Source organism: Alkalilimnicola ehrlichii MLHE-1, assembly GCF_000014785.1.
Lineage (GTDB): Bacteria > Pseudomonadota > Gammaproteobacteria > Nitrococcales > Halorhodospiraceae > Alkalilimnicola > Alkalilimnicola ehrlichii.
Map to the genome: position 1 here is coordinate 558,718 of NC_008340.1, position 17,898 is coordinate 576,615.

Sequence of the window (17,898 nt, forward strand, 5' to 3'; positions counted from 1 at the left end):
GCTATGCTCGCTCGTGATAATAGCCGCACCCGCTATTATCACTTCATGCGTTATGTGTTAGCAAAGGGGCCGAATGGTGACGCCAAAGGCGCTCCCTTCGCGATCTGTGTGGGTGGTGGGCGCCAGGGCGGCGACGGCATGATCGCGCTCAGCAGTCGCCGATCCGCTCCCCCACGATCTCCATGCGCATCTTCATCTCGCCCATGGGGGTCTCGAAGTCCCCGGTCATCTCGCCCTCCATGCGGTCGCCCATCATGCGCATGTGCATGTCCATCTCCATGGTGCCGCCTTGCGGGTCGGCGCACTGCAGCCGGTAGGTGACCTCGTCGCTGCTGATGGACTGGTCGATGACCTCACAGCCCTCCGCATCGTGCAGTTGGATGCCCTCGTCCAGGTCCTCCTCTGTGATGCACTCCTGCGTGGTCTCGATGTGGTCGGGCATGGCGTACTCACCCTCCATGGTGGTGGTGCTGGTGTGTTCCCAAAGCCCCGGTTCCACGTTGGGGCGGTCAGCCCAGGCCAGGGCGGGCAGGGCGATCAGGATCGCGGCGGGCAGAGCGAAACGCATCATGGTCTGTCTCCTAAATGTGTGCGGTTGATTGCCGGTGGTCGCTCAACAGTACCGGGATCCACCGCAGGTTCAACCTGAAAAGGTTTCCGTCTAAGGGTAGTGGGTCGGGCCCGCGCTGTCAGGCTGGGTCAGTCGCCGGTGATGGCGTCGATGCCCCGGGACAGCCGTGCCCGGCTCAGCTCGCCCAGGTGGCTGTCGATCACCCGGCCCTCGGCGTCGATGAACAGGGTGGTGGGCAGGGCTCCCGAGCCGTAATGGGCTGAGAGCCCCGAGCGGGGGTCCAGCAGGACGTGGTCCAGGGGGCTGTCCAGTTCATCGAGAAAGGTGCGGATGGTGTCGGCTGTCTCCCCTTGGTTGACCAGCAGGATGGTGACATCGTCCCGTGCCTGCTGCACCGCGCTGAGCACGGGCATCTCGCGCCGGCAGGGCGGGCACCAACTGGCCCATAGGTTGATGACCAGGGGGCCGTCCCGATAGTCGGCGAGCGGCTGCGGCTGGCCGTCCAGGGTCTGCAGATGGGCCTCCGGCAGGGCGGGCGGCTCGGGACTGAGCTGCTGCACCGCGGCCATCCCCGCGCCCCAGGTGAGCAGGCCACCGACCAGCGCTCCGATCAGCGCCGGGCGCTGGAGGGGGCGGCGCAGGGCGTAGAACCCGCCGACGCCGGCGATGGCGACGACGGCCGCCACCGGCGAAAAACCACCGTCAGCGATGTTGATGAAGCTGAGCGGGGCGGCCAGGTAGTCGTTCCGGTACTGGAGCACGAAGCCCAGGCGCCCGGCGATGAGCGCGATCAGGCCGGTGACCAGCAGCGGACCATCGGCGTTACCGCCCTGGCGCCGGCCGATGAGCCAGCTCAGCAGCAGGGCCGCCAGCAGGGCGACGAGCAGCGGAAGGCGGTCCAGGGGCAGGGCCAGTGGCCCCAGATTGACTGACATCATCACGCTAGAATCCGGTTGAGGGGTTGCAGGTGGCACCGGTGGCCGCCGTCGATACTGTACCAGAGTGCCCGCGGCCGCTCGGGGTTCCCGCTGCCGCGGACAGGGAGGCGTCATGGATGAAGAGACACCCGCCACGACCCGGCACCGGGTCTTTTTTGCGCTGTGGCCGGACGAGGCCTTGCGCGATGGCCTGGCCCGCCTGGCCCGCAGCCTGCGCGGCGGGCGCCCGGTGCCCCGCGGCCACCTGCACCTCACCCTGGCCTTTGCCGGCCTGGTGACCGCGGAGCAGGTGGCTTGCCTGCAGCGGGCCGCCGCTGGGGTGCGTGCACCGGCCTTTACGTTGCGGCTGCAGACCCTCGGCGGCTTTGCCCGGGCCCGGGTGGCCCATGTGGCGCCGGATGAGCAGGACCTGCCCCCTGCGCTGCCGGAACTGGCCGGGCAGCTGAATCGGGCACTGGTCGCTTGCGGCGTGCCGGCGGAGCGCCGGGGCTTTCGCCCGCACGTCACCCTGCGCCGTGACGCCCGCCCGCCGCGTCCCCGATCGGTCAGCCTGCCGGAGTGGTCGGTGGACCGTTTCGTGCTGGTGGAATCGGGTGACCGGGGGCGGCCCGGGCCTTACCGGGTGCTGGCCGAATGGCTGCTGCAGCGGTCCACGGAATGATCACCGGGCCGGTTGATGATCGCAGACACCGTAGCCTGTTATCCTTGCAGCTGGTTTGACCATATGACCAGATTGCCACCTGACCCGGTAGCCCGGTCAGGACCGATCCCAAGACAAGGTGGAGGAGGACAACATGCCTGCAGACGTTTATCGCTTGAAGGTCAGCCTGCCGCTGGAGCAGGCCCGTAAGATCATCGCCGGGGCACTGGCCAAGGGCCGGGAACTGGCCCTGCAGCCGCTGACGGTGGTGGTGCTGGATGCCGGTGGGCACGTGGTGGCGGCGGAGCGAGAGGATGGCTCCGGCAACGTGCGCTTTGAGGTGGCGCGGGGCAAGGCCGGCGCGGCGCTGGGCATTGGCATCGGCAGCGGCACGGTGGGGGCGCGCAACCAGGGGCGGGACGCCTTTCTGGCGGCGGTGGCCACCGCCTCCGGGGGCCAGGCGGTGCCGGTCCCGGGGGGTGTGCTGGTGCTGGACGACCAGGCGCAGATCATCGGTGCGGTGGGGGTGAGCGGTGATGCCTCGCCGGAGGATGAGAAGGCCGCCATCGCGGGTATCGAGGCCGCGGGTCTGGCCCCGGGGATTGATCCGGCCGCCTGATGCCGGTCGGCCCCGCCGCCGGCAATGGCCCGGCGGCGGGGCCCCGTTACATCGGCTCCATCCCTTCCAGGCGGTCCAGCGTCATCCGGAAGGTGGTGCCGTCGGACTCCACATGCTCCACCCGCACCGGCAGGTAGTGCAGCTCCGGTGCCGACCAGACCCGGGTCTCCCGGCTGCTGCCCTCACGAACGCGCACGTAACGGATGGTCTCGTAGGTCCCTACGGGGGTCTCGACGGTCTCCTCGCCGGTGAGGCGGAACTGGTATTCATCGATATCGCCGTCGTCGGCCACCCGGTAGGTCCTATCGCCGGTCCGGCCGCGCGCCAGGTCCTGCATCAGCGCCATGGTGGTCACCACCCGGTCCTTCACGCCATCGGACAGGTCCACCTCCCAGTCACCGGCCTTGTCCCGGGCCTTGCCGGCGGCCCAGTCGAACAGCAGGGTCTCCTGCTCGTTGCGCCGGCCGCTGCGCTGGTAGTGGTAGCGCTCCGGGCGAAACTGATCACCATTGATGGTGCCTTCGCTGACCTCCTTGGTCTCGTCGCGGTAGGCCATGCGGATGATGCCGCGCGGACGCGTGGCGACCTCGAAACGGTAGCGGTCGGCCTCGGGGCGCTCAAAGCGGAACCAGCCCTCGCCCACCGTGAAGGCGCCCATATGCACCCGGTACTGCGCCGCGAAGGGCGGCAGCTCGCCGGTGGCGGCCTGTTCGCCCGCCAGCCCGGCGTGCCAGGGTGACAGGGCCAGTCCCAACCCGATTGCCAGCAACACTCGGCGCATGTCGTCTAAGCCTCCTTGGGTCGGGGATGCCCCCGCCCTACAGGGTTTCCACCCGGGTGTCCGCGGTGATTCGCGGGGTTTGCTCCAGCGGCCGGCCGTCCATCCAGGTGCGGCCCTCCCGCATGCAGACCCGGCCCTCGGCCAGCCAGCGCACCGCCAGCGGGTAGATGCGATGCTCCTGGATCTGGACCCGGCGGGCCAGTGTCTCCGGGGTGTCGTCGGGCCACACCGGGACCTCCGCCTGCACGATCAGCGGCCCGGCATCCAACTCCGGTATGACGAAGTGGACGCTGCAGCCATGCACTTGGACCGCGGATTCCAGCGCGCGTTCATGGGTGTGCAGGCCGCGGAAGTCGGGGAGCAGGGAAGGGTGGATGTTGATCAGCCGCCCCAGGTAGTGGGTGACGAAGGCGTCGGACAGGATGCGCATGAACCCGGCCAGGATCACCAGCCCCGGTTCATGGCGGTCGATCACCTCGGCCAGTGCCCGATCGTAACTGGCCCGGTCGTCGAATCCGCGGTGGGAGAGCACCTCGCCGGGGATGCCCGCCGCGCGGGCCCGTTCCAGGCCGTAGGCGTCGGCCCTGTTGCTGATCACCGCCCGGATGTCGATGGGCAGCTCACCACGGGCCTGGCCATCGATGAAGGCCTGCAGGTTGCTGCCGCTGCCGGAGATCAGCACCACCACCGGCAGCGGCTGTCGCGGTGCCTCGCTCATGCCGCCACCACCTGGACCCGCGGCGCCCCGGCCTCGTGCGTGCCGATCTCGCCGAGCCGCCAGGCCGTCTCGCCGGTCTGGCGGAGGCGTTGCAGTGCGGCGTCCGCCTGCTCGGCCGGCACCACCAGCACCATGCCCACGCCGCAGTTGAAGGTGCGCAGCATCTCCGCCTCGGCGATCTGACCGGTCTGCTGCAGCCAGCGGAAGACGGGCGGCCAGCTCCAGGGTTGCAGCTTGGCGCCCAGGCCCTCGGGCAGCACCCGGGGCAGGTTCTCCGGCAGGCCACCCCCGGTGATGTGGGCCATGGCATGCACCGGCAGATTGCGGATCAGGTCCAGCACCGGCTTGGCGTAGATCCGGGTCGGGGCCATCAGCAGGTCCGCCACCGGCTGGCCGTCCACCTCGGTGGCGGCGCCTTCCGGGGCGCGCTCCAGCACCTTGCGGATCAGCGAGTAGCCGTTGGAGTGGGGCCCGGAGGCGGCCAGGGCGATCAGCGCGTCACCGGCGCCGACGCGGCTGCCGTCGATGATCTCGTCCTTTTCCACCACCCCGACGCAGAAGCCGGCCAGGTCGTAGTGGCCCTCGGCATACATGCCGGGCATCTCCGCCGTCTCGCCGCCGATCAGCGCCGCGCCGGCCTGGTGGCAGCCCTCGGCGATGCCGCGGATCACCGCCGCGGCCACCTCCACGTCCAGCCGGCCGGTGGCGTAGTAATCGAGGAAGTAGAGCGGTTCGGCGCCGGTGACCAGCACATCGTTGGCGCACATGGCCACCAGGTCGATGCCGATGCCGTCGTGCCGGCCGGTCTCGATGGCCAGCTTCAGTTTGGTGCCCACGCCGTCGGTGCCGGAGACCAGCACCGGGCGGCGGTAGCGGTCCACCGGCACCTCGAACAGCCCGCCGAAACCGCCCAGGCCGCCCAGCACCCCGGGCCGCATGGTACGCTTGACGTCGTCGCGGATGCGATCGACCAGTTCGTTGCCAGCGTCGATGTCGACGCCGGCCGCCTTGTAGGTGAGGCCTTCCTGATCCGGACCCACTTGCAACTCCCCCGGGGCTCGATAGTCAAATGAACCCGATATGGTAGCGATCCGGTGGTCCGAAATATAGCCCGGCCGGCTGATGTTACCGGCGATGTCCCTTTGGCCGGTGGTCTGGAGAGTGTGAGCGATGCGAGTTCTGCCCCTGATGATGCTCCTGGCGGTGTTGGCGTGGGCCATGCCGGCCGGTGCCAATCCCTTTTACACCGTGGAAGTGGCGGTGGAGACCCGCGATGAGGACGACCGGGCCACGGCCCTGGCGGTAGCGCTGGACCGGCTCCTGCAGCGGATAACCGGCGCCGACGAGCCGGCCCAGGCCCGCGGTCTGGCGGAGTTGCTGGACGCCCCCGAGCGGCTGCTGGCCGGTTACGCCTACCGTGGCGAGGCCGGTGACGACCTGCGGTTGCAGGCGCGCTTCGACCCGGAGGCCCTGCGCGGTGCCCTGTCCGATTACACCGGTGCGGTCTGGCTGGGGGAGGGCGCACGGCTGATCGTCTGGGCCGGCGAGGAGGTGGGCGCATCGCGTGAGCTGGTCGGCGAGGGCAGTGACGGGGCGCTGGCGGAGGTCGTCCGCGCAGAGGCGACGGGGGCAGGCCTGACGCCGCTGTTGCCGCTGCTGGACCTGGAGGATCGCCGCGGGCTCAGCTACAGCCATGTCTGGGCCGGATTCACCGACCGCATTGCCGAGGCCAGTGAGCGCTATGGGCGCCATCCCGCCCTGGCCCTGGGGCTGCGCCAGCGCGGCGATGACGACTGGGAGGGGCGTTGGGTGCTGCTCGATGGCCGCACCCTGGCGGAGGATCGGGCGCGGGCGGAGAGCCGGGAGGCCCTGGTGGCGCAGGCGATGCAGGATGCCGTGCGCACCCTGGCCCGCCAGCGCGGCGTTTCCCTGGGCGGCGACGCCGAGGCGACCCTCGGCATACAGGTGGCCATCGACAGCCTGGGGGCCTATGCCGCGGTGCTGGAGTACCTGGAGGGGCTGCCCGAGGTGCGCGAGGCGCGCCTGCAGGGGGCCCGCGGCGGCGATCTGGCCCTGGAGCTCGACCTGGCCGTGCCCGCCGAACGGGCGTTGGGCGCGTTGGAGCAGTCCCGGCGGTTGAGCCTGGAGCAGCGGGCGGGTGATGGCGAGAATGGCACGCCGCCGCGGTACCGCTGGGTCCAGTGACGCCGCGGTGGCGCTCCGCCCCGCCGAGTCCCGGCCCCCACGCTGCCGCGCACGGGCGTGGGGCGGCCCTTGACACCCCAGCGGCCAGGGGGTGCAATGCGGGCCTCTCCCCAGCAGGCGCGACATGGTAGCAGACTCCGACAACACATCCGCCCCGCCGGTGCAGCAGTTGGCCCTGGATATCCGCTGGACGGATATCGCCAGCCTGGACTCCTTCGTCGCCGGCGCCAACCAGCAGGCCCTGGACGCGGTCCGGCGTGCCGCCATGGGGTTCGGCGATCGGCTGCTGTTCCTCTACGGTCAGGGGCCGGTGGGCAAGAGCCACCTGCTGCAGGCGGCCTGCCGCGAGGCCGGTGAGCGGGGGTTCAAGGCCGCCTACCTGCCGTTAAACGAGTTCCAGGGGATGCCGCCCGGCTCCGTGCTCGCCGGTATGGAGAGCATGGACCTGTTGGCACTGGATGACTTGCAGGTGCTGGCCGGCGAGGCGGACTGGGAGGAGCACTTCTTCTACCTGTTCAACCGCACCCGGGCCAGCGGCGGGCATATGATCCTCAGCGCGGACCGCCGCCCCGTCGATCTCTCCCTGGTGCTGCCGGATTTGGCCTCGCGGCTGCAGTGGGGACTGACCCTGCGCCTGGAGCCCCTGGACGATGTCGGCAAGTTGCAGGGGCTCCAGGCCCGGGCCGCGGCCCGGGGGCTGGAATTGCCCGATGACACCGGCCGTTTCCTGCTCAGTCGCTACGCCCGGGACCTGGGCGGCCTGTTTCAGCTGCTCGACCGGCTCGACGGCGCCTCACTGGCGGCCCAGCGGCGGCTCACCATCCCCTTCGTGCGGCAGGTGCTGGGCGGCGACGAGGGCTGATCAGTTGTCCCGGTCCTTGGTTGGGGCGGGCGTTTCCCCGGCCCCGCGCTTGCGGCGCCCGTGGGCCTTGCTGCCGGTGGCACGGATGTACACGATCGCCGTGACGAAATAGACCGTCACCAGGACTACCTCCAGCAGACCCAGCCAGCGGTTGAGCCCGGGTGTGGCGGCACTGGCCGCACCGTGGACGAAATAGACCAGGATCAGCATGGTGCTCCAGGCCATGGTGTAGCGGCGGGCGTGGAGCAGGCCGCGCAGGGGCAATAGCAGCGGCCCGATGAGCACCACCAGGGCCAGTGAGATGAGCTCCCGCGGGGGCGGTGACAGCCAGGTCAACCAGGCCAGCAGCAGGGCCATCAGGCCCAGGTAACTGGCCACCGCCAGCCGGTGCAGGGTGCGCGGGTGGCTCAGCATGCCAGCCCTCCCAGCCGGGCCGCCGCCCTCGCCACCCGTCGGCCCAGCGCCTGGCAGAGCACCCGCTCCTCTTCGGTCAGCGGGGCCCGGCCGGCCTCTCCGGCCACATGGCTGGCGCCGTACGGGGTCCCGCCGCTGCGGGTGTGGACCAGGGCCGGCTCGGAGTAGGGCAGGCCCACCAGGTACATGCCGTGGTGCAGCAGTGGCAGCATCATGCTTAGCAGGGTGCTCTCCTGGCCGCCGTGCAGGCTCCCGGTGGAGGTGAACACCGCGGCCGGCTTGTCGCTGAGCGCACCGCTCAGCCACAGGCCGCTGGTGCCGTCCAGGAAGTACTTGAGCGGTGCGGCCATGTTGCCGAAGCGGGTGGGGCTGCCCAGCACCAGCCCGGCGCACTCGCTGAGGTCGTCCAGGGTGGCGTAGGGCGGGCCGCTCGCCGGCACCTCATCGGCCGTTGCCTCGCAGACGGTGGAGACCGGCGGCACCGTGCGCACCCGGGCGCGGGTCTGTGCACCGCTCTCCTCGATGCCCAGGGCCACCTGTTCGGCCATATCGGCGGTGGCCCCGTTTCGGCTATAGTAAAGAACTAGAATATCCAGCATCGCGATCATCCGCGTAGGGCTGCCGGCCACCCTGGGGGCTGCACCGGCAAGCGGGGTGTCAAACCCGGCCGATTGTAGCGTATGCCGGGGCGGCTTACAGGCCCGCAACCGCCGAGGAGTGCATCTTGGCAAACCCGGTCGGGGCAATCAGGCAGCGCTGTGCTGCCATTGGCGAACAGCTTCAGGGTGTCGACTGGTTGCGCGTGGCGGTGGACTTCCCGCTTTATGTGGCCGAACGCTTCCGCCGGGATGCCTGCCTGCAGAACGCGGCCACCCTCTCCTACACCACGCTGCTGGCCCTGGTGCCGCTGCTCACCATCGGCCTGTCCATCTTCGCCGCCTTTCCGGTCTTCTCCGGGCTCACCGAGCAGATGCTCGATCTGTTGTTCGAGAACCTGGTGCCCGCCTCCACCGCGGTGGTGCAGCAGCACCTGGAGGATTTCGTCGGACGGGCGGCCGGGCTCACGGTGGTGGGGCTGCTGGCGTTGATGGTCTCGGCCCTGCTGATGATGGCCGCCATCGACCGGGCAATGAATGATATCTGGCGGGTGCAACAGCGACGCCGGCCGCTGCACGGCTTTATGGTCTACTGGACGGTGCTCACCCTGGCGCCGATTCTCATGGGGGCCAGCCTCGGCATCAGCTCCTACGTCATCTCCGTGACCCGTTTCGGCGAGCTGGAGGCGCTCAGCGGCTTGCAGGGTTTGCTACTGGCGGGCATGCCCTTCGTCGCTGAGACGGTGGCCTTCACCTTTCTCTACGCCGCGGTGCCCAATTTCCGGGTCCCCCTGCGCCATGCCCTGCTCGGTGGCCTGCTCGCCGCCGCCCTGTTTGAGGCGGCCAAGGGCGGGTTTGGCTGGTATGTCGCCAATATCCCCACCTACGAGGCCATCTACGGCGCCCTGGCGGCGCTGCCGATCTTTCTGATCTGGCTCTATCTCAGTTGGGTCGTGGTGCTGGTGGGTGCTGAGTTCACCCAGGCCCTGGCCAGCTACTCGGTGGCCCGTCACCGGGCGGCCGGCACCGGGCGCGACGCCTTCCGGTTGGCGGTGCGGGTGCTGGGCCACCTGTGGCGGGCGCAGCGCGAGGGGCGGGGTTTGAGCACGCGGGCGCTCTCGCGGTTGGAGCCGGCGGCCGGGGAGATGGGGGTGCTGCAGGTGCTTCGGCCCCTGCGCCGGGCCCGGGCCATCCAGCTCAACGGCGAGGGCGAGTGGATGTTGGCACGCGATCCCTCCCATTACACGTTGCTCGATCTCTACCGCAGCGAGGCCTTCCCATTGCCCAGCGTGGCCGCCCTGCGCAAAGATGGGGATGACTGGGACCAGCGGCTGGCCGACAGCCTGGCGCAGGCGGATACCGGCCTGGCCAGCGGGCTGGCCGAATCACTGGACGATATCTTTACCAGCCGGCCCCAGATCCGGCCGGTGGTGAGACAAGCCAACAGCCCAAGCGAGGAACGATGAACGAGAGCAGGCGTTTTTTGGTATCCGGGACCGTTCAGGGGGTCTTTTTTCGCTCCAGCGCCAAGCGGCATGCGGAGCAGTTGGGGCTTAGCGGGTATGCCCGCAATCTGGTGGATGGGCGCGTCGAGGTCCTGGCCCACGGCCCCACCGATGCGTTGGATGAACTGGCCAAGTGGCTGGAGGAGGGGCCGCCCAACGCCCAGGTGACGGGGGTGGAGGTGTCGGCGGTGGGTGAGCAGCCGCCGGAAGGGTTCCGGGTGCTGTAAACCACCTTTCGGGCAATCTTCCCGAGCTGTGCTAAACAGAAGGTAGAGCAAAACAAAGGGTTTTGGGGGCCGACGGCCCACCAACCCATACTCGCACCGAGGGGGAGGCTTATGCCCACTATCCGAACCATGGCGGCCGGGGTTGCCCTGGCCGCCGCCATGCTGGCCGGCCCCGTCCAGGCCGGCGACCCGGTGGCCGGCGCGCTGAAGGCCGACACCTGTATGGGCTGCCACGGGGTGCCCGGGCAACGCAACGTTTACCCGAGCTACCACGTGCCGAAACTGGGCGGCCAGCATGCCCAGTACCTGGTGGATGCCCTGAGGGCCTTCCGCGAGGGGCTGCGCGATCATCCCACCATGAACGCCCAGGCGCGCAGCCTGAGCGAGGGCGACATAGAGGATATCGCGGCCTTCTTTGCAGCCAGTGAACCGGGTTCCAGGGGGCGTTGATGATGAAGCGTTATTGGGTTTTGGGGTTGGGAGGATTGTCGTTGTGCATGGCGCTGCCGGCGGCGGCCATCGACCGGGGTGATCCGGTGCGGGGGCAGGAGCTGTCCGCGGCCTGTATCGCCTGCCACGGTGAGGATGGCAACAGCCCGGATCCGCAGTATCCGAAACTGGCGGGGCAGCATGCCGACTATATGGCGCGCATGCTGCGCCGCTACCGGGATACCGACATCCAGAACCCCATCATGAATGGCATGGCCTCCGGGCTGAGCGATGCCGATATCTGGGATCTGGCGGCTTATTACGCCGAGCAGGAAGGCCCCCTGCACACCCCGCCCCGGCGCCGCTGAGGCGCCCCGCCTGCCACGGGGGGACGCGGACGCCTCCGCGCCTCCCCGTGGCGTTGTGGTGGGTGTGAGCGGGGCCTAGCGGGTCAGTCCAGGCGCACGAGCAGGGCAGAGGCGTCACCCTCGCCGCCGGCCTGGCGTGCCTCCAGGACGATCTGGCGCGCGCTGGCGGCCAGGTCGTTCTGGGTGGCCATCAGCAGGGCACACAGGGCCTCATCGTCCAAGGCGGATGAGACGCCGTCGGAGCAGAGCAAAAACAGGTCGCCGGCGGCGCGGTCCAGGTCATGCAAGTCCGGCTGCACCCGCGGCTGCTCGCCCAAGGCCTGATCCGCGGCGTCACCGGGGCCCAGGGCGGTCATCTGGCCATCGCGCAGGCGGTAGGCCGGCGAGTCCCCCACCAGGGCCAGGCTGACGGCGGCCGGGGCCACGCAGAGCAGGGCCAGTGTGCTGCCCATGCCGCGGTGGCGGCGGTTGCTCTCGGTGTGGGCGAGCAGGGCCTGGTTGGCCAGCTGTGCGAGTTTGCGCGGTTCGCCCCCGGATTCCAGCCAGGTGTGGTCGGCACCGTGGTGGTTGCGGGCGATGGCCAGTACCGTCTCCACCGCCAGGCTGGCGGCCACCTCCCCATGGGGCCGGTTACCGGCGCCATCGGCCAGTACCGCGACCCCCGCCGGCAGGTCGTAGCCAAAATGATCCTCATTGTGGGGCCGGCCCAGGCCCGGTTCGGTGAAACCACCCGCTTGCATGGAAAGTTGCCCTCTGGAAGACGCGGAAACAGCCCTGGATTGTGCCAAGCCAGGGCCGTCGGGGAAAGCCGGGGCCGGATGCCCGGCCGAGGGCGGTCAGTGGAAGCTGTGTGCCAGGGGGGCGTCTGGGCCCTCACGGCGGTGGTCCGGGGCCGAGGGCGCCGGCTGCCGGTCCAGGCCGAGGGCCCGCGCCTGAACCTGGAGCTGGCGGTCCAGGGGGCCGTCGGGTGCGTCGACTACCACCAGCAGTCCCGCTCGATCCTCCAGGGCAAGCTGCAGGATGCGCCCACAGGCCGCACTGGTGGTGCCCGCCTCGGGTAACAGCACGGGCACCAGTTGAAACGGCGGAAGCACCCGTTGCAGGTAGGGCAGGGGGGCCTCCAGCCGGTGTTCCAGCGCGTGTGCCCGGTCGTCCAGGGCGCCTCCCGCATCGTCCTGCAGGCGCTCGATCCCGGCCGCATCCAGGGTCAGGCGGCCCAGCGGGGTGGCGAACTGCCGTTTGCCACTGAAGGCGGGGCCTTCAGCCGTGCGGTGGGGGGTTGTGGCCAGCAGATAGACCCGATTCGGTGGCGCGGCTGCAGCCTGCAGCAGGCTGCACGCCGCGGCGATGGCCGCCCCGGCCCGGGCCTGGCCGCCGGGTGGCAGGACCAGCGCCCGGGGGCGGGTACCCAGGGTTGGATGCGCCCGCAGCAGGGTGTCGAGGGACTGGCGCAACAGCTCCGGATGGCCGGGATAGAACAGGCCTGCAGCGACGGGACGGCGCACTTCGCTCATATTGGACTCCCCCGGTGGGGTGTGCGGGTGGGGCCATAAGGGCTCACCCGGGCATGGGAACACCCCATGAATGGACGTGGCTTACCTTCAAGTTATGCCATTCACGCGGGCTTGCAAGGCGCTTGGGGGAAAGCTTCCGGGGCGCAGCATAGGGGTGGGGACGGGGCTTTTGCGCTGGGACAACGAAAATGGCCGCCTCCCCCGGGGGGGGAGGCGGCCAGGACGACGCCACCCTGTGGTCGGCTCAGGCCACGCGCCGGGCGTGGGCCTCGTTGCTGGCCTCGCCGTGGGCATTCACCGCGCGCAGGGTGTGCTCGTCGTACTGGTCCGGTCGGGGTTGCTCCTCCACCGGCAGCACCTGGCCGCGCCGGCCCAGCAGTCGGGCGAGTTTGCCCCGGATCCCACGCAGCATCTCGCGCAGCACGACGGCGCGCTGTTCGGCCATGGCCTGTTGCATCCAGGCTTGGCGCTCCGCCTCGGTCATCCGCGCGAGCCGCTCGCAGGTCAGGGTCACCCGATCCAGATCACGTACCATTTCAGCCATACCGCACCTCCTGAAGACGTATCGTCGTCGCGACGATCGTCACACCCGTCGATTGAAAAAGCCGATAACTGTGCTTCCGCAACACCCGTGCCGGGTGTGCCGCCCGGAGGCCTCCGGGCCAGTCGTTGTCTGGTGTTGATGTCCGGCGCCGGAAGGCGGCCTGGAGCGCGGGGTGCCCTGGGATGGACTCCGTCTCTCAACGTTGGCTGTATGGTAAGACCACGCACCATGACGGGGCAATGGCCGTAAGCCCCAAAAATGATTGAAGGTTTTTATGGTTCGAAGGGGGCCGTCGGGCTAAGGCTGATGGATCCGGAAGGAGGGGGCCGTCAGCCTTGGCCCGACGGAGGGGGCTGCCCTTCCGGCGGGTGGGTAAGGCGGGGCCGTCGGTTAGATCAGACCCGTCTGCAGGCGGGCGGCCTCCGACATCATGCTTTGATTCCAGGGCGGATCAAAGACCAGCTCCACGTTCACATCCTTGACCGTGGGCACCATGGCCACCTTGGCCCGGACGTCGTCGGCCAGGATATCGCCCATGCCGCAGCCGGGTGCGGTCAGGGTCATGCGGATGTCGACCCGGCGCTGCCCCTCCTCGTCCTTGGTGATATCGCAGCCGTAGATCAGGCCCAACTCGACGATGCTGATGGGGATCTCCGGGTCGTAGCAGGTGTCCATCTGCTCCCAGATCAGCTTCTCCACGTCCTCGTCGGTGGCGTTGGGGGGCAGTTCGGGGGGCTGGGGCGGCTCCTTGCCGATGGCGTCCGCGTCCTTGCCGGCGACACGGAACAAATGGCCCTGGATGTAGACGGTGAAGCTGCCGCCCAGTGCCTGGGTGAGGACGCCCTCGGCGCCCTTGGGGATGGTGCCGGACTCACCGGCCGGAATGACGACGGCCTCGCAGTCCCGCTCGAAGACCACCGGTTCGCCCCTGGGGCTATACATGAAACGCCTCCTAAACCCAAGTAGTTGGCTCAGCAATTGGCGTATTTTACCAAGGGTGAGCGAAGACGCCAGCGGTGTGCCGTGATTCGGCCCAGGGCCGGCGTCGTCATTGCCGCTTTGCCCCTTCGCTTCTAAGCTGAAGGCACCCGCTCACCGCAGCCGCCGGCTGGAAAGGAGAACCGACAGTGTCGAGCCATGAGGCAGCTATCCGAGAGGCACTTGACGACAAGGGTGTGGTGGTCTTCTGTTCCGAGCTCACCGAGACCGGGATGCTGAAAGCCGCGGCCGAGGCACGCGGGCAGCCCTACCGGGAGGTGCGCATGGGGATGGGGGATGCCGCCATGCGCGAGCGCTTTCACGCCCTGCAGGCGATGACCGGGCACAAGACATTGCCCCAGGTCTTTGTCGACGGGCGCTTCGTCGGCGGCCTGCAGGACTACCTGGACCCACCGCAGGCGGGGGCCGCCGGGCTCGGGCCCGAGGCCCGGACCTGGGTACAGCGCCTGAGCTATGCCGGGCTGCTGCCCTTCGCCTTCGGCGTGCTGGTGCTGCTGTTTGCGGCCGTGGACTCGGCCACCGGGCGGTTTTTCTCACTCTGGTTGATGGCCTACGGGGCGGTGATCCTCAGCTTTCTTGGTGCCACCCACTGGGGCATGTCGCTGGCCCGGGGGACGGGGGACGTGCGCGGCCTGGTGGCCGCGGTGATCCCTCCGCTGGTGGGCTGGTTGGCCCTGTTGCTCCTGCCCTGGGCCGGGCTGCCCCTGCTGCTGCTTGGGTTCCTGGGGTGGTGGCTTTACGAGCGCCGGGCGGCCGGGGTGCTTCAGTTGCCGGATTGGTATCAGCAACTGCGCTTCCGGCTCAGTGGGGTGGTGATCCTGCTGCTGGCGCTGGCCACCCTGCGGGTGTGGGTGGCCTGAACAGCGCGGGGGTCAGTCGTTGGCGGCCCGGTCTCCGGCCTGCTCGCGCAAGGTTTCCAGTGTCTGGCGGAACTGGTTGCGGTGTGGCCCGCCTTCGGCGACGGCCTGCTCGGCCATCTGCAGGGCGCTGGACCACTGGCCCTGCTCGGCCAGGATCCAGGCCAGGTTGTTGTACACGGCGCCCGATCCCGCATTGCGCTCCAGGGCCTGGCGCAGCAGGCGCTCCGCTTGCTCCAGGTCGCCCTGGGCGAAATGCAGATTGGCCAGCGCCACCGCCATGTGGGGGCTCTGCGGCCAGCGGCTGATACCGGCCTGCCAGGCGCGTTTGGCGGCGGCCTGCTGACCGGTGGCCTCCAGGGCGTGGGCGGCCTCCATGTAGCGTCCGGGGTCGGCACTGGCCGGGACCTGGCCCGGCTCGAGCACCACCAGCGCCCAGCTCTCGCCGCGTGCCCAGGTCCGCAGGAAGGTGTTCACAGGCGTGCGGTGGCGCTCGTGGGGACCGGAGCGCAGGATGAACTCGTCCGCTGCCGGGTCCAGACCCACCAGCACCGCGTAGTGCCAGCGCGGGGCGATGCCCAGGCCTAGGTTCTGCAGGACGACCACCGGATGGCCGGCCTCCAGTTCCGTGATCAGGGCCTCGGTGCGGGGGCGCAGCACGTAGGCCAGCCGCCCCTGATGCCGCGCCTGCGCCACCAGTTCGCTTTGCAGGGTGCCCCCCCGCTCCGGTACGTGCAGTGCCGGGATCAGGGCCTCTGGGGTGGTCTCCACCCCGCTCCACTCCAGCACCGTGGCCAGCGAGGCCGGGCCGCAGTAGAGCGTCTCATCGGGGTGGAAGGGCACGTCCGCTATCTCCACCGCCGGTGGCGGCTCCGGCAGCCCCTCGCGCAGGGTGCTGGTGCTGGCACACCCGGCCAGCACCAGCAGGCAGATCACCAGTCCCGCGGCACGCCAGGCCATCAGTTCGCGGTGCGGGTGACGAAGGGATAGACGTCGGTGAAACCGAGGATGTCCGTCACCAGCAGCACCAGAAAGATCAGGACGGCCGCGCCCACCACGGTCCCCAGACCGGCCCCGGCCGGCAGGTCCTCAAGGCGGCCGTGCATCTCGGCCACCTCCTGATCGGTCAGCAGGTCCACCCGCTGTTCCGCCTCGGTCGGGTCCACGCCCAGCCGGGCGAGTTGGTCGCGCACCTCGTCGCGGGCCAGAAAGGCCTGCAGCTCGGCGCGCATCTGCTCGCCGCGCATTTCCTCGACCAGGGTCTCGGTGGCCACCATGCCGGCAGGGTTGCCTTGGGCGGCAATGGGGGCGGCCATGCTGAGCAGCATCAGTCCGGTCAGCAGCAGCGCGGTGAAGCGACGGATCGTGGGGTGCATCATGCTCATGGTGTCTCTCCTCACGGGTCAGCGGCGTTAGTCCTGGCGGCCCAACCACTGGATGCGGTAGAGGTCCAGCCGCCGGTCGCGGTAATTGCGCACTGAGCCCTCGTTGCGCAGCTCGGTCAGTTTGTCCAGGTCCAGGTCGACGATCAGGGTCATCTCGGTGTTGGGAGTGGATTCCGCCACGATAGCATCGTGGGGAAAGGCAAAGTCCGCCGGCGAGAAGACCGCCGACTGGGAGTACTGGATGTCGATGTTCTCGATGTCCGGCAGGTTGCCGACGCTGCCGGTGATGACCGTGTAGCACTCGTTCTCGATGGCGCGTGCCTGGGCACAGCGGCGCACCCGAAGGTAACCGGTCTTGGTGTCCACCCAGTACGGCACGAACAGTATCTCCACGCCCTGCTGTGACAGTATACGCGCCAGCTCCGGGAACTCAGCGTCGTAGCAGATGAGGATGCCCACGCGGCCGACGTCGGTCTCGAACACCTTGAGGCTGTCGCCCCCGCGCACCCCCCAGTAGCTGCGCTCGTCCGGGGTGATGTGCAGCTTGTACTGGTGGTCGATGGTGCCGTCGCGCCGGCACAGGAACGAGACGTTGTACAGCACCTGGTCCCGGTAGACCGGCATGGAGCCGGCGACGATATTGATATTGTAGGAGACGGCGAGCCGGGACATCGCCTCGCAGATATCGTCCGTGTACTGGGCCATGCCGCGGATGGCCTCGGCCGGGTTGTCCTGGTTGAACTGGGCCAGCAGCGGGGCGTTGAAGAACTCGGGCAACAGGGCGAAGTCCGCGTTGTAGCCGGCCACCGCGTCGACGAAGAACTCCACCTGCCCCATCAACTCCTCCAGCGAGGTGACCGGGCGCATCTGCCACTGCACCGCGCCCACCCGCACCACCTTGCTGCGGGCGGCGATCAGCGGGGGCTCGGCGGCCTCGTAGAAGATGTTGTTCCACTGTACCAGGGTGGCGTAGGCGTGGGACTCGCGGTCCTCGGGCATGTAGTCGGTGATCACCCGGCGTACGTGGAAATCGTTGGCGAGCTGGAAGGAGAGGATGGGGTCGTAGATCTCCTTCTGCTTTACCAGCTCGATGTAGCGTTCCGGCGTCATCTCATCGGCGTGCTGCTTGTAGCCGGGGATGCGCCCGCCGGCGACGATGGCGCGCAGGTTGAGCCGCCGGCACAGCTCCTTGCGGGCGTCGTAAAGCCGTCGCCCCAGCCGCATGGCCCGGTATTCCGGGTCGACAAAGACGTCCACGCCGTAGAGCACATCGCCCTTCGGGTCGTGGGTGGTGAAATAGCCGTTGCCGGTGATCTCCTCGTAGGTGTGGCGATCGCCGAAGCGGCTGTAGTCCACGATCAGGGTGAGCGCCGCCGCCACCACCCGGCCGTTGTCCTCCACACAGATCTGGCCCTCCGGGAAGCGGTTGATCTGGGCGGCGAACTGCTCCCGCGACCAGGCCCCGCCCATACTGCCGGGGTAGACCTGGTCCATAATGTGCTTGATGTCCGGGTAGTCCTCCAGCTTGAGGTTGCGCAGGCGTAACCGGTGCTCCTCCAGATCGGAGCTGGTGGGGGCGTTGTCCTGCTCGCTCATGCGAAGGCTCCGTGCGGCCGGGGTGATGCTGCGATTGTATAGGGCATCTTCCAATCGGGGCCAGTGTTCGAAGGCGCTTGCGCGCGGATGGCCCCCGTTGCTACAACGTAGAAAATGATTGGTTCTTTCC

Annotated in this window: 23 protein-coding genes; 9 read left to right on the top strand and 14 right to left on the bottom strand. The window is 69.1% G+C overall.

Annotation, left to right across the window (positions count from 1 at the left end; all coding sequences use genetic code 11):
* Positions 1–148: 148 nt before the first annotated feature.
* Both MLG_RS02610 and MLG_RS02615 read right to left on the bottom strand, forming a co-directional pair.
* Positions 149–571, bottom strand: a complete 423-nt coding sequence (locus tag MLG_RS02610; protein WP_011628259.1) for a DUF3617 domain-containing protein — start codon at positions 569–571, stop codon at positions 149–151.
* 128 nt (positions 572–699) lie between these two features.
* The gene (locus tag MLG_RS02615) at positions 700–1,509 is read right to left on the bottom strand and encodes a TlpA disulfide reductase family protein (protein ID WP_041717877.1); all 810 of its coding nucleotides are present in this window, start codon (positions 1,507–1,509) and stop codon (positions 700–702) included.
* 112 nt (positions 1,510–1,621) lie between these two features.
* Here MLG_RS02615 and thpR point away from each other — a divergent pair, with 112 nt between their 5' ends.
* Positions 1,622–2,170: an RNA 2',3'-cyclic phosphodiesterase gene (thpR, locus tag MLG_RS02620; protein WP_011628261.1), complete on the top strand. Its 549-nt coding sequence runs from the start codon at positions 1,622–1,624 to the stop codon at positions 2,168–2,170.
* A 133-nt stretch (positions 2,171–2,303) separates the two neighbouring features.
* Positions 2,304–2,768, top strand: coding sequence for a GlcG/HbpS family heme-binding protein (locus MLG_RS02625; protein WP_011628262.1), 465 nt, complete (start codon positions 2,304–2,306; stop codon positions 2,766–2,768).
* A gap of 46 nt (positions 2,769–2,814) precedes the next feature.
* Here the strand turns inward: MLG_RS02625 and MLG_RS02630 are convergent, their stop codons facing one another.
* From MLG_RS02630 to purM, 3 genes are read right to left on the bottom strand one after another with little or no spacing between them, the layout of a single operon-like run.
* Complete coding sequence (locus tag MLG_RS02630) at positions 2,815–3,549, bottom strand: DUF3108 domain-containing protein (protein ID WP_011628263.1); 735 nt, start codon at positions 3,547–3,549, stop codon at positions 2,815–2,817.
* 37 nt (positions 3,550–3,586) lie between these two features.
* The gene (purN, locus tag MLG_RS02635) at positions 3,587–4,267 is read right to left on the bottom strand and encodes a phosphoribosylglycinamide formyltransferase (RefSeq protein ID WP_011628264.1); all 681 of its coding nucleotides are present in this window, start codon (positions 4,265–4,267) and stop codon (positions 3,587–3,589) included.
* Positions 4,264–5,307 (bottom strand): phosphoribosylformylglycinamidine cyclo-ligase, encoded by a 1,044-nt coding sequence (gene purM, locus MLG_RS02640; protein WP_011628265.1) that lies wholly within the window; start codon positions 5,305–5,307, stop codon positions 4,264–4,266. Before purM ends, purN begins: the two co-directional genes overlap by 4 nt.
* Before the next feature lie 130 nt (positions 5,308–5,437).
* Between purM and MLG_RS02645 the strand changes: the two genes are divergently transcribed.
* On the top strand, positions 5,438–6,472 hold the full coding sequence (locus MLG_RS02645; RefSeq protein WP_011628266.1) for a DUF2066 domain-containing protein: 1,035 nt from the start codon (positions 5,438–5,440) through the stop codon (positions 6,470–6,472).
* Between the two features lie 124 nt (positions 6,473–6,596).
* A complete protein-coding gene (hda, locus tag MLG_RS02650; RefSeq protein WP_011628267.1) occupies positions 6,597–7,334 on the top strand; it encodes a DnaA regulatory inactivator Hda in 738 nt (245 codons plus the stop codon).
* Here hda and MLG_RS14640 read toward each other — a convergent pair whose 3' ends face one another.
* Together MLG_RS14640 and wrbA are read right to left on the bottom strand one after the other, a co-directional pair.
* A complete protein-coding gene (locus tag MLG_RS14640; protein ID WP_011628268.1) occupies positions 7,335–7,748 on the bottom strand; it encodes a DUF2069 domain-containing protein in 414 nt (137 codons plus the stop codon). It lies immediately after the preceding gene.
* On the bottom strand, positions 7,742–8,347 hold the full coding sequence (wrbA, locus tag MLG_RS02660) for an NAD(P)H:quinone oxidoreductase (RefSeq protein ID WP_041717878.1): 606 nt from the start codon (positions 8,345–8,347) through the stop codon (positions 7,742–7,744). Before wrbA ends, MLG_RS14640 begins: the two co-directional genes overlap by 7 nt.
* A 125-nt stretch (positions 8,348–8,472) precedes the next feature.
* Here wrbA and MLG_RS02665 point away from each other — a divergent pair, with 125 nt between their 5' ends.
* From MLG_RS02665 to MLG_RS02680, 4 genes are all read left to right on the top strand, one after another.
* Positions 8,473–9,810 (top strand): virulence factor BrkB family protein, encoded by a 1,338-nt coding sequence (locus MLG_RS02665; RefSeq protein WP_011628270.1) that lies wholly within the window; start codon positions 8,473–8,475, stop codon positions 9,808–9,810.
* Positions 9,807–10,076: an acylphosphatase gene (locus MLG_RS02670; RefSeq protein ID WP_011628271.1), complete on the top strand. Its 270-nt coding sequence runs from the start codon at positions 9,807–9,809 to the stop codon at positions 10,074–10,076. Before MLG_RS02665 ends, MLG_RS02670 begins: the two co-directional genes overlap by 4 nt.
* A 111-nt stretch (positions 10,077–10,187) precedes the next feature.
* Positions 10,188–10,526, top strand: a complete 339-nt coding sequence (locus MLG_RS02675; protein WP_011628272.1) for a c-type cytochrome — start codon at positions 10,188–10,190, stop codon at positions 10,524–10,526.
* Positions 10,526–10,873 (top strand): c-type cytochrome, encoded by a 348-nt coding sequence (locus MLG_RS02680; protein WP_011628273.1) that lies wholly within the window; start codon positions 10,526–10,528, stop codon positions 10,871–10,873. Before MLG_RS02675 ends, MLG_RS02680 begins: the two co-directional genes overlap by 1 nt.
* Positions 10,874–10,956: 83 nt before the next feature.
* On the opposite strand, the gene MLG_RS02685 is transcribed toward MLG_RS02680, so the two are convergent.
* From MLG_RS02685 to sufT, 4 genes are all read right to left on the bottom strand, one after another.
* Entirely contained in the window at positions 10,957–11,613 is a 657-nt protein-coding gene (locus MLG_RS02685; protein WP_011628274.1) for a PP2C family protein-serine/threonine phosphatase, read from the bottom strand.
* A gap of 96 nt (positions 11,614–11,709) precedes the next feature.
* The gene (gene amrB / locus MLG_RS14645; protein ID WP_011628275.1) at positions 11,710–12,387 is read right to left on the bottom strand and encodes an AmmeMemoRadiSam system protein B; all 678 of its coding nucleotides are present in this window, start codon (positions 12,385–12,387) and stop codon (positions 11,710–11,712) included.
* A gap of 244 nt (positions 12,388–12,631) precedes the next feature.
* Positions 12,632–12,931, bottom strand: coding sequence for a hypothetical protein (locus MLG_RS02695; protein WP_011628276.1), 300 nt, complete (start codon positions 12,929–12,931; stop codon positions 12,632–12,634).
* 390 nt (positions 12,932–13,321) lie between these two features.
* The gene (gene sufT / locus MLG_RS02700; protein ID WP_011628277.1) at positions 13,322–13,873 is read right to left on the bottom strand and encodes a putative Fe-S cluster assembly protein SufT; all 552 of its coding nucleotides are present in this window, start codon (positions 13,871–13,873) and stop codon (positions 13,322–13,324) included.
* Positions 13,874–14,058: 185 nt separating this feature from the next.
* Here sufT and MLG_RS02705 point away from each other — a divergent pair, with 185 nt between their 5' ends.
* Positions 14,059–14,790 (top strand): DUF3429 family protein, encoded by a 732-nt coding sequence (locus MLG_RS02705; protein WP_011628278.1) that lies wholly within the window; start codon positions 14,059–14,061, stop codon positions 14,788–14,790.
* Positions 14,791–14,802: 12 nt separating this feature from the next.
* Here the strand turns inward: MLG_RS02705 and MLG_RS02710 are convergent, their stop codons facing one another.
* Genes MLG_RS02710 through MLG_RS02720 form a run of 3 tightly spaced genes read right to left on the bottom strand, consistent with a single transcriptional unit; the run spans position 14,803 to position 17,768 of the window.
* Positions 14,803–15,747: a PA2778 family cysteine peptidase gene (locus MLG_RS02710; protein WP_011628279.1), complete on the bottom strand. Its 945-nt coding sequence runs from the start codon at positions 15,745–15,747 to the stop codon at positions 14,803–14,805.
* The gene (locus MLG_RS02715) at positions 15,747–16,172 is read right to left on the bottom strand and encodes a PA2779 family protein (RefSeq protein WP_011628280.1); all 426 of its coding nucleotides are present in this window, start codon (positions 16,170–16,172) and stop codon (positions 15,747–15,749) included. The genes MLG_RS02710 and MLG_RS02715 overlap by 1 nt, the downstream gene beginning before the upstream one ends.
* Before the next feature lie 27 nt (positions 16,173–16,199).
* Positions 16,200–17,768 (bottom strand): bifunctional GNAT family N-acetyltransferase/carbon-nitrogen hydrolase family protein, encoded by a 1,569-nt coding sequence (locus MLG_RS02720; RefSeq protein ID WP_011628281.1) that lies wholly within the window; start codon positions 17,766–17,768, stop codon positions 16,200–16,202.
* Positions 17,769–17,898: the final 130 nt, after the last annotated feature.

Coding starts and splice junctions, on each gene's coding strand:
- MLG_RS02610 (WP_011628259.1), bottom strand. CDS start 571: ATGATGCGTTTCGCTCTGCCCGCCGCGATCCTGATCGCCCTGCCCGCC.
- MLG_RS02615 (WP_041717877.1), bottom strand. CDS start 1,509: ATGATGTCAGTCAATCTGGGGCCACTGGCCCTGCCCCTGGACCGCCTT.
- thpR (WP_011628261.1), top strand. CDS start 1,622: ATGGATGAAGAGACACCCGCCACGACCCGGCACCGGGTCTTTTTTGCG.
- MLG_RS02625 (WP_011628262.1), top strand. CDS start 2,304: ATGCCTGCAGACGTTTATCGCTTGAAGGTCAGCCTGCCGCTGGAGCAG.
- MLG_RS02630 (WP_011628263.1), bottom strand. CDS start 3,549: ATGCGCCGAGTGTTGCTGGCAATCGGGTTGGGACTGGCCCTGTCACCC.
- purN (WP_011628264.1), bottom strand. CDS start 4,267: ATGAGCGAGGCACCGCGACAGCCGCTGCCGGTGGTGGTGCTGATCTCC.
- MLG_RS02645 (WP_011628266.1), top strand. CDS start 5,438: ATGCGAGTTCTGCCCCTGATGATGCTCCTGGCGGTGTTGGCGTGGGCC.
- hda (WP_011628267.1), top strand. CDS start 6,597: ATGGTAGCAGACTCCGACAACACATCCGCCCCGCCGGTGCAGCAGTTG.
- MLG_RS14640 (WP_011628268.1), bottom strand. CDS start 7,748: ATGCTGAGCCACCCGCGCACCCTGCACCGGCTGGCGGTGGCCAGTTAC.
- wrbA (WP_041717878.1), bottom strand. CDS start 8,347: ATGCTGGATATTCTAGTTCTTTACTATAGCCGAAACGGGGCCACCGCC.
- MLG_RS02670 (WP_011628271.1), top strand. CDS start 9,807: ATGAACGAGAGCAGGCGTTTTTTGGTATCCGGGACCGTTCAGGGGGTC.
- MLG_RS02675 (WP_011628272.1), top strand. CDS start 10,188: ATGCCCACTATCCGAACCATGGCGGCCGGGGTTGCCCTGGCCGCCGCC.
- MLG_RS02680 (WP_011628273.1), top strand. CDS start 10,526: ATGATGAAGCGTTATTGGGTTTTGGGGTTGGGAGGATTGTCGTTGTGC.
- MLG_RS02685 (WP_011628274.1), bottom strand. CDS start 11,613: ATGCAAGCGGGTGGTTTCACCGAACCGGGCCTGGGCCGGCCCCACAAT.
- amrB (WP_011628275.1), bottom strand. CDS start 12,387: ATGAGCGAAGTGCGCCGTCCCGTCGCTGCAGGCCTGTTCTATCCCGGC.
- MLG_RS02695 (WP_011628276.1), bottom strand. CDS start 12,931: ATGGCTGAAATGGTACGTGATCTGGATCGGGTGACCCTGACCTGCGAG.
- sufT (WP_011628277.1), bottom strand. CDS start 13,873: ATGTATAGCCCCAGGGGCGAACCGGTGGTCTTCGAGCGGGACTGCGAG.
- MLG_RS02710 (WP_011628279.1), bottom strand. CDS start 15,747: ATGGCCTGGCGTGCCGCGGGACTGGTGATCTGCCTGCTGGTGCTGGCC.
- MLG_RS02715 (WP_011628280.1), bottom strand. CDS start 16,172: ATGAGCATGATGCACCCCACGATCCGTCGCTTCACCGCGCTGCTGCTG.
- MLG_RS02720 (WP_011628281.1), bottom strand. CDS start 17,768: ATGAGCGAGCAGGACAACGCCCCCACCAGCTCCGATCTGGAGGAGCAC.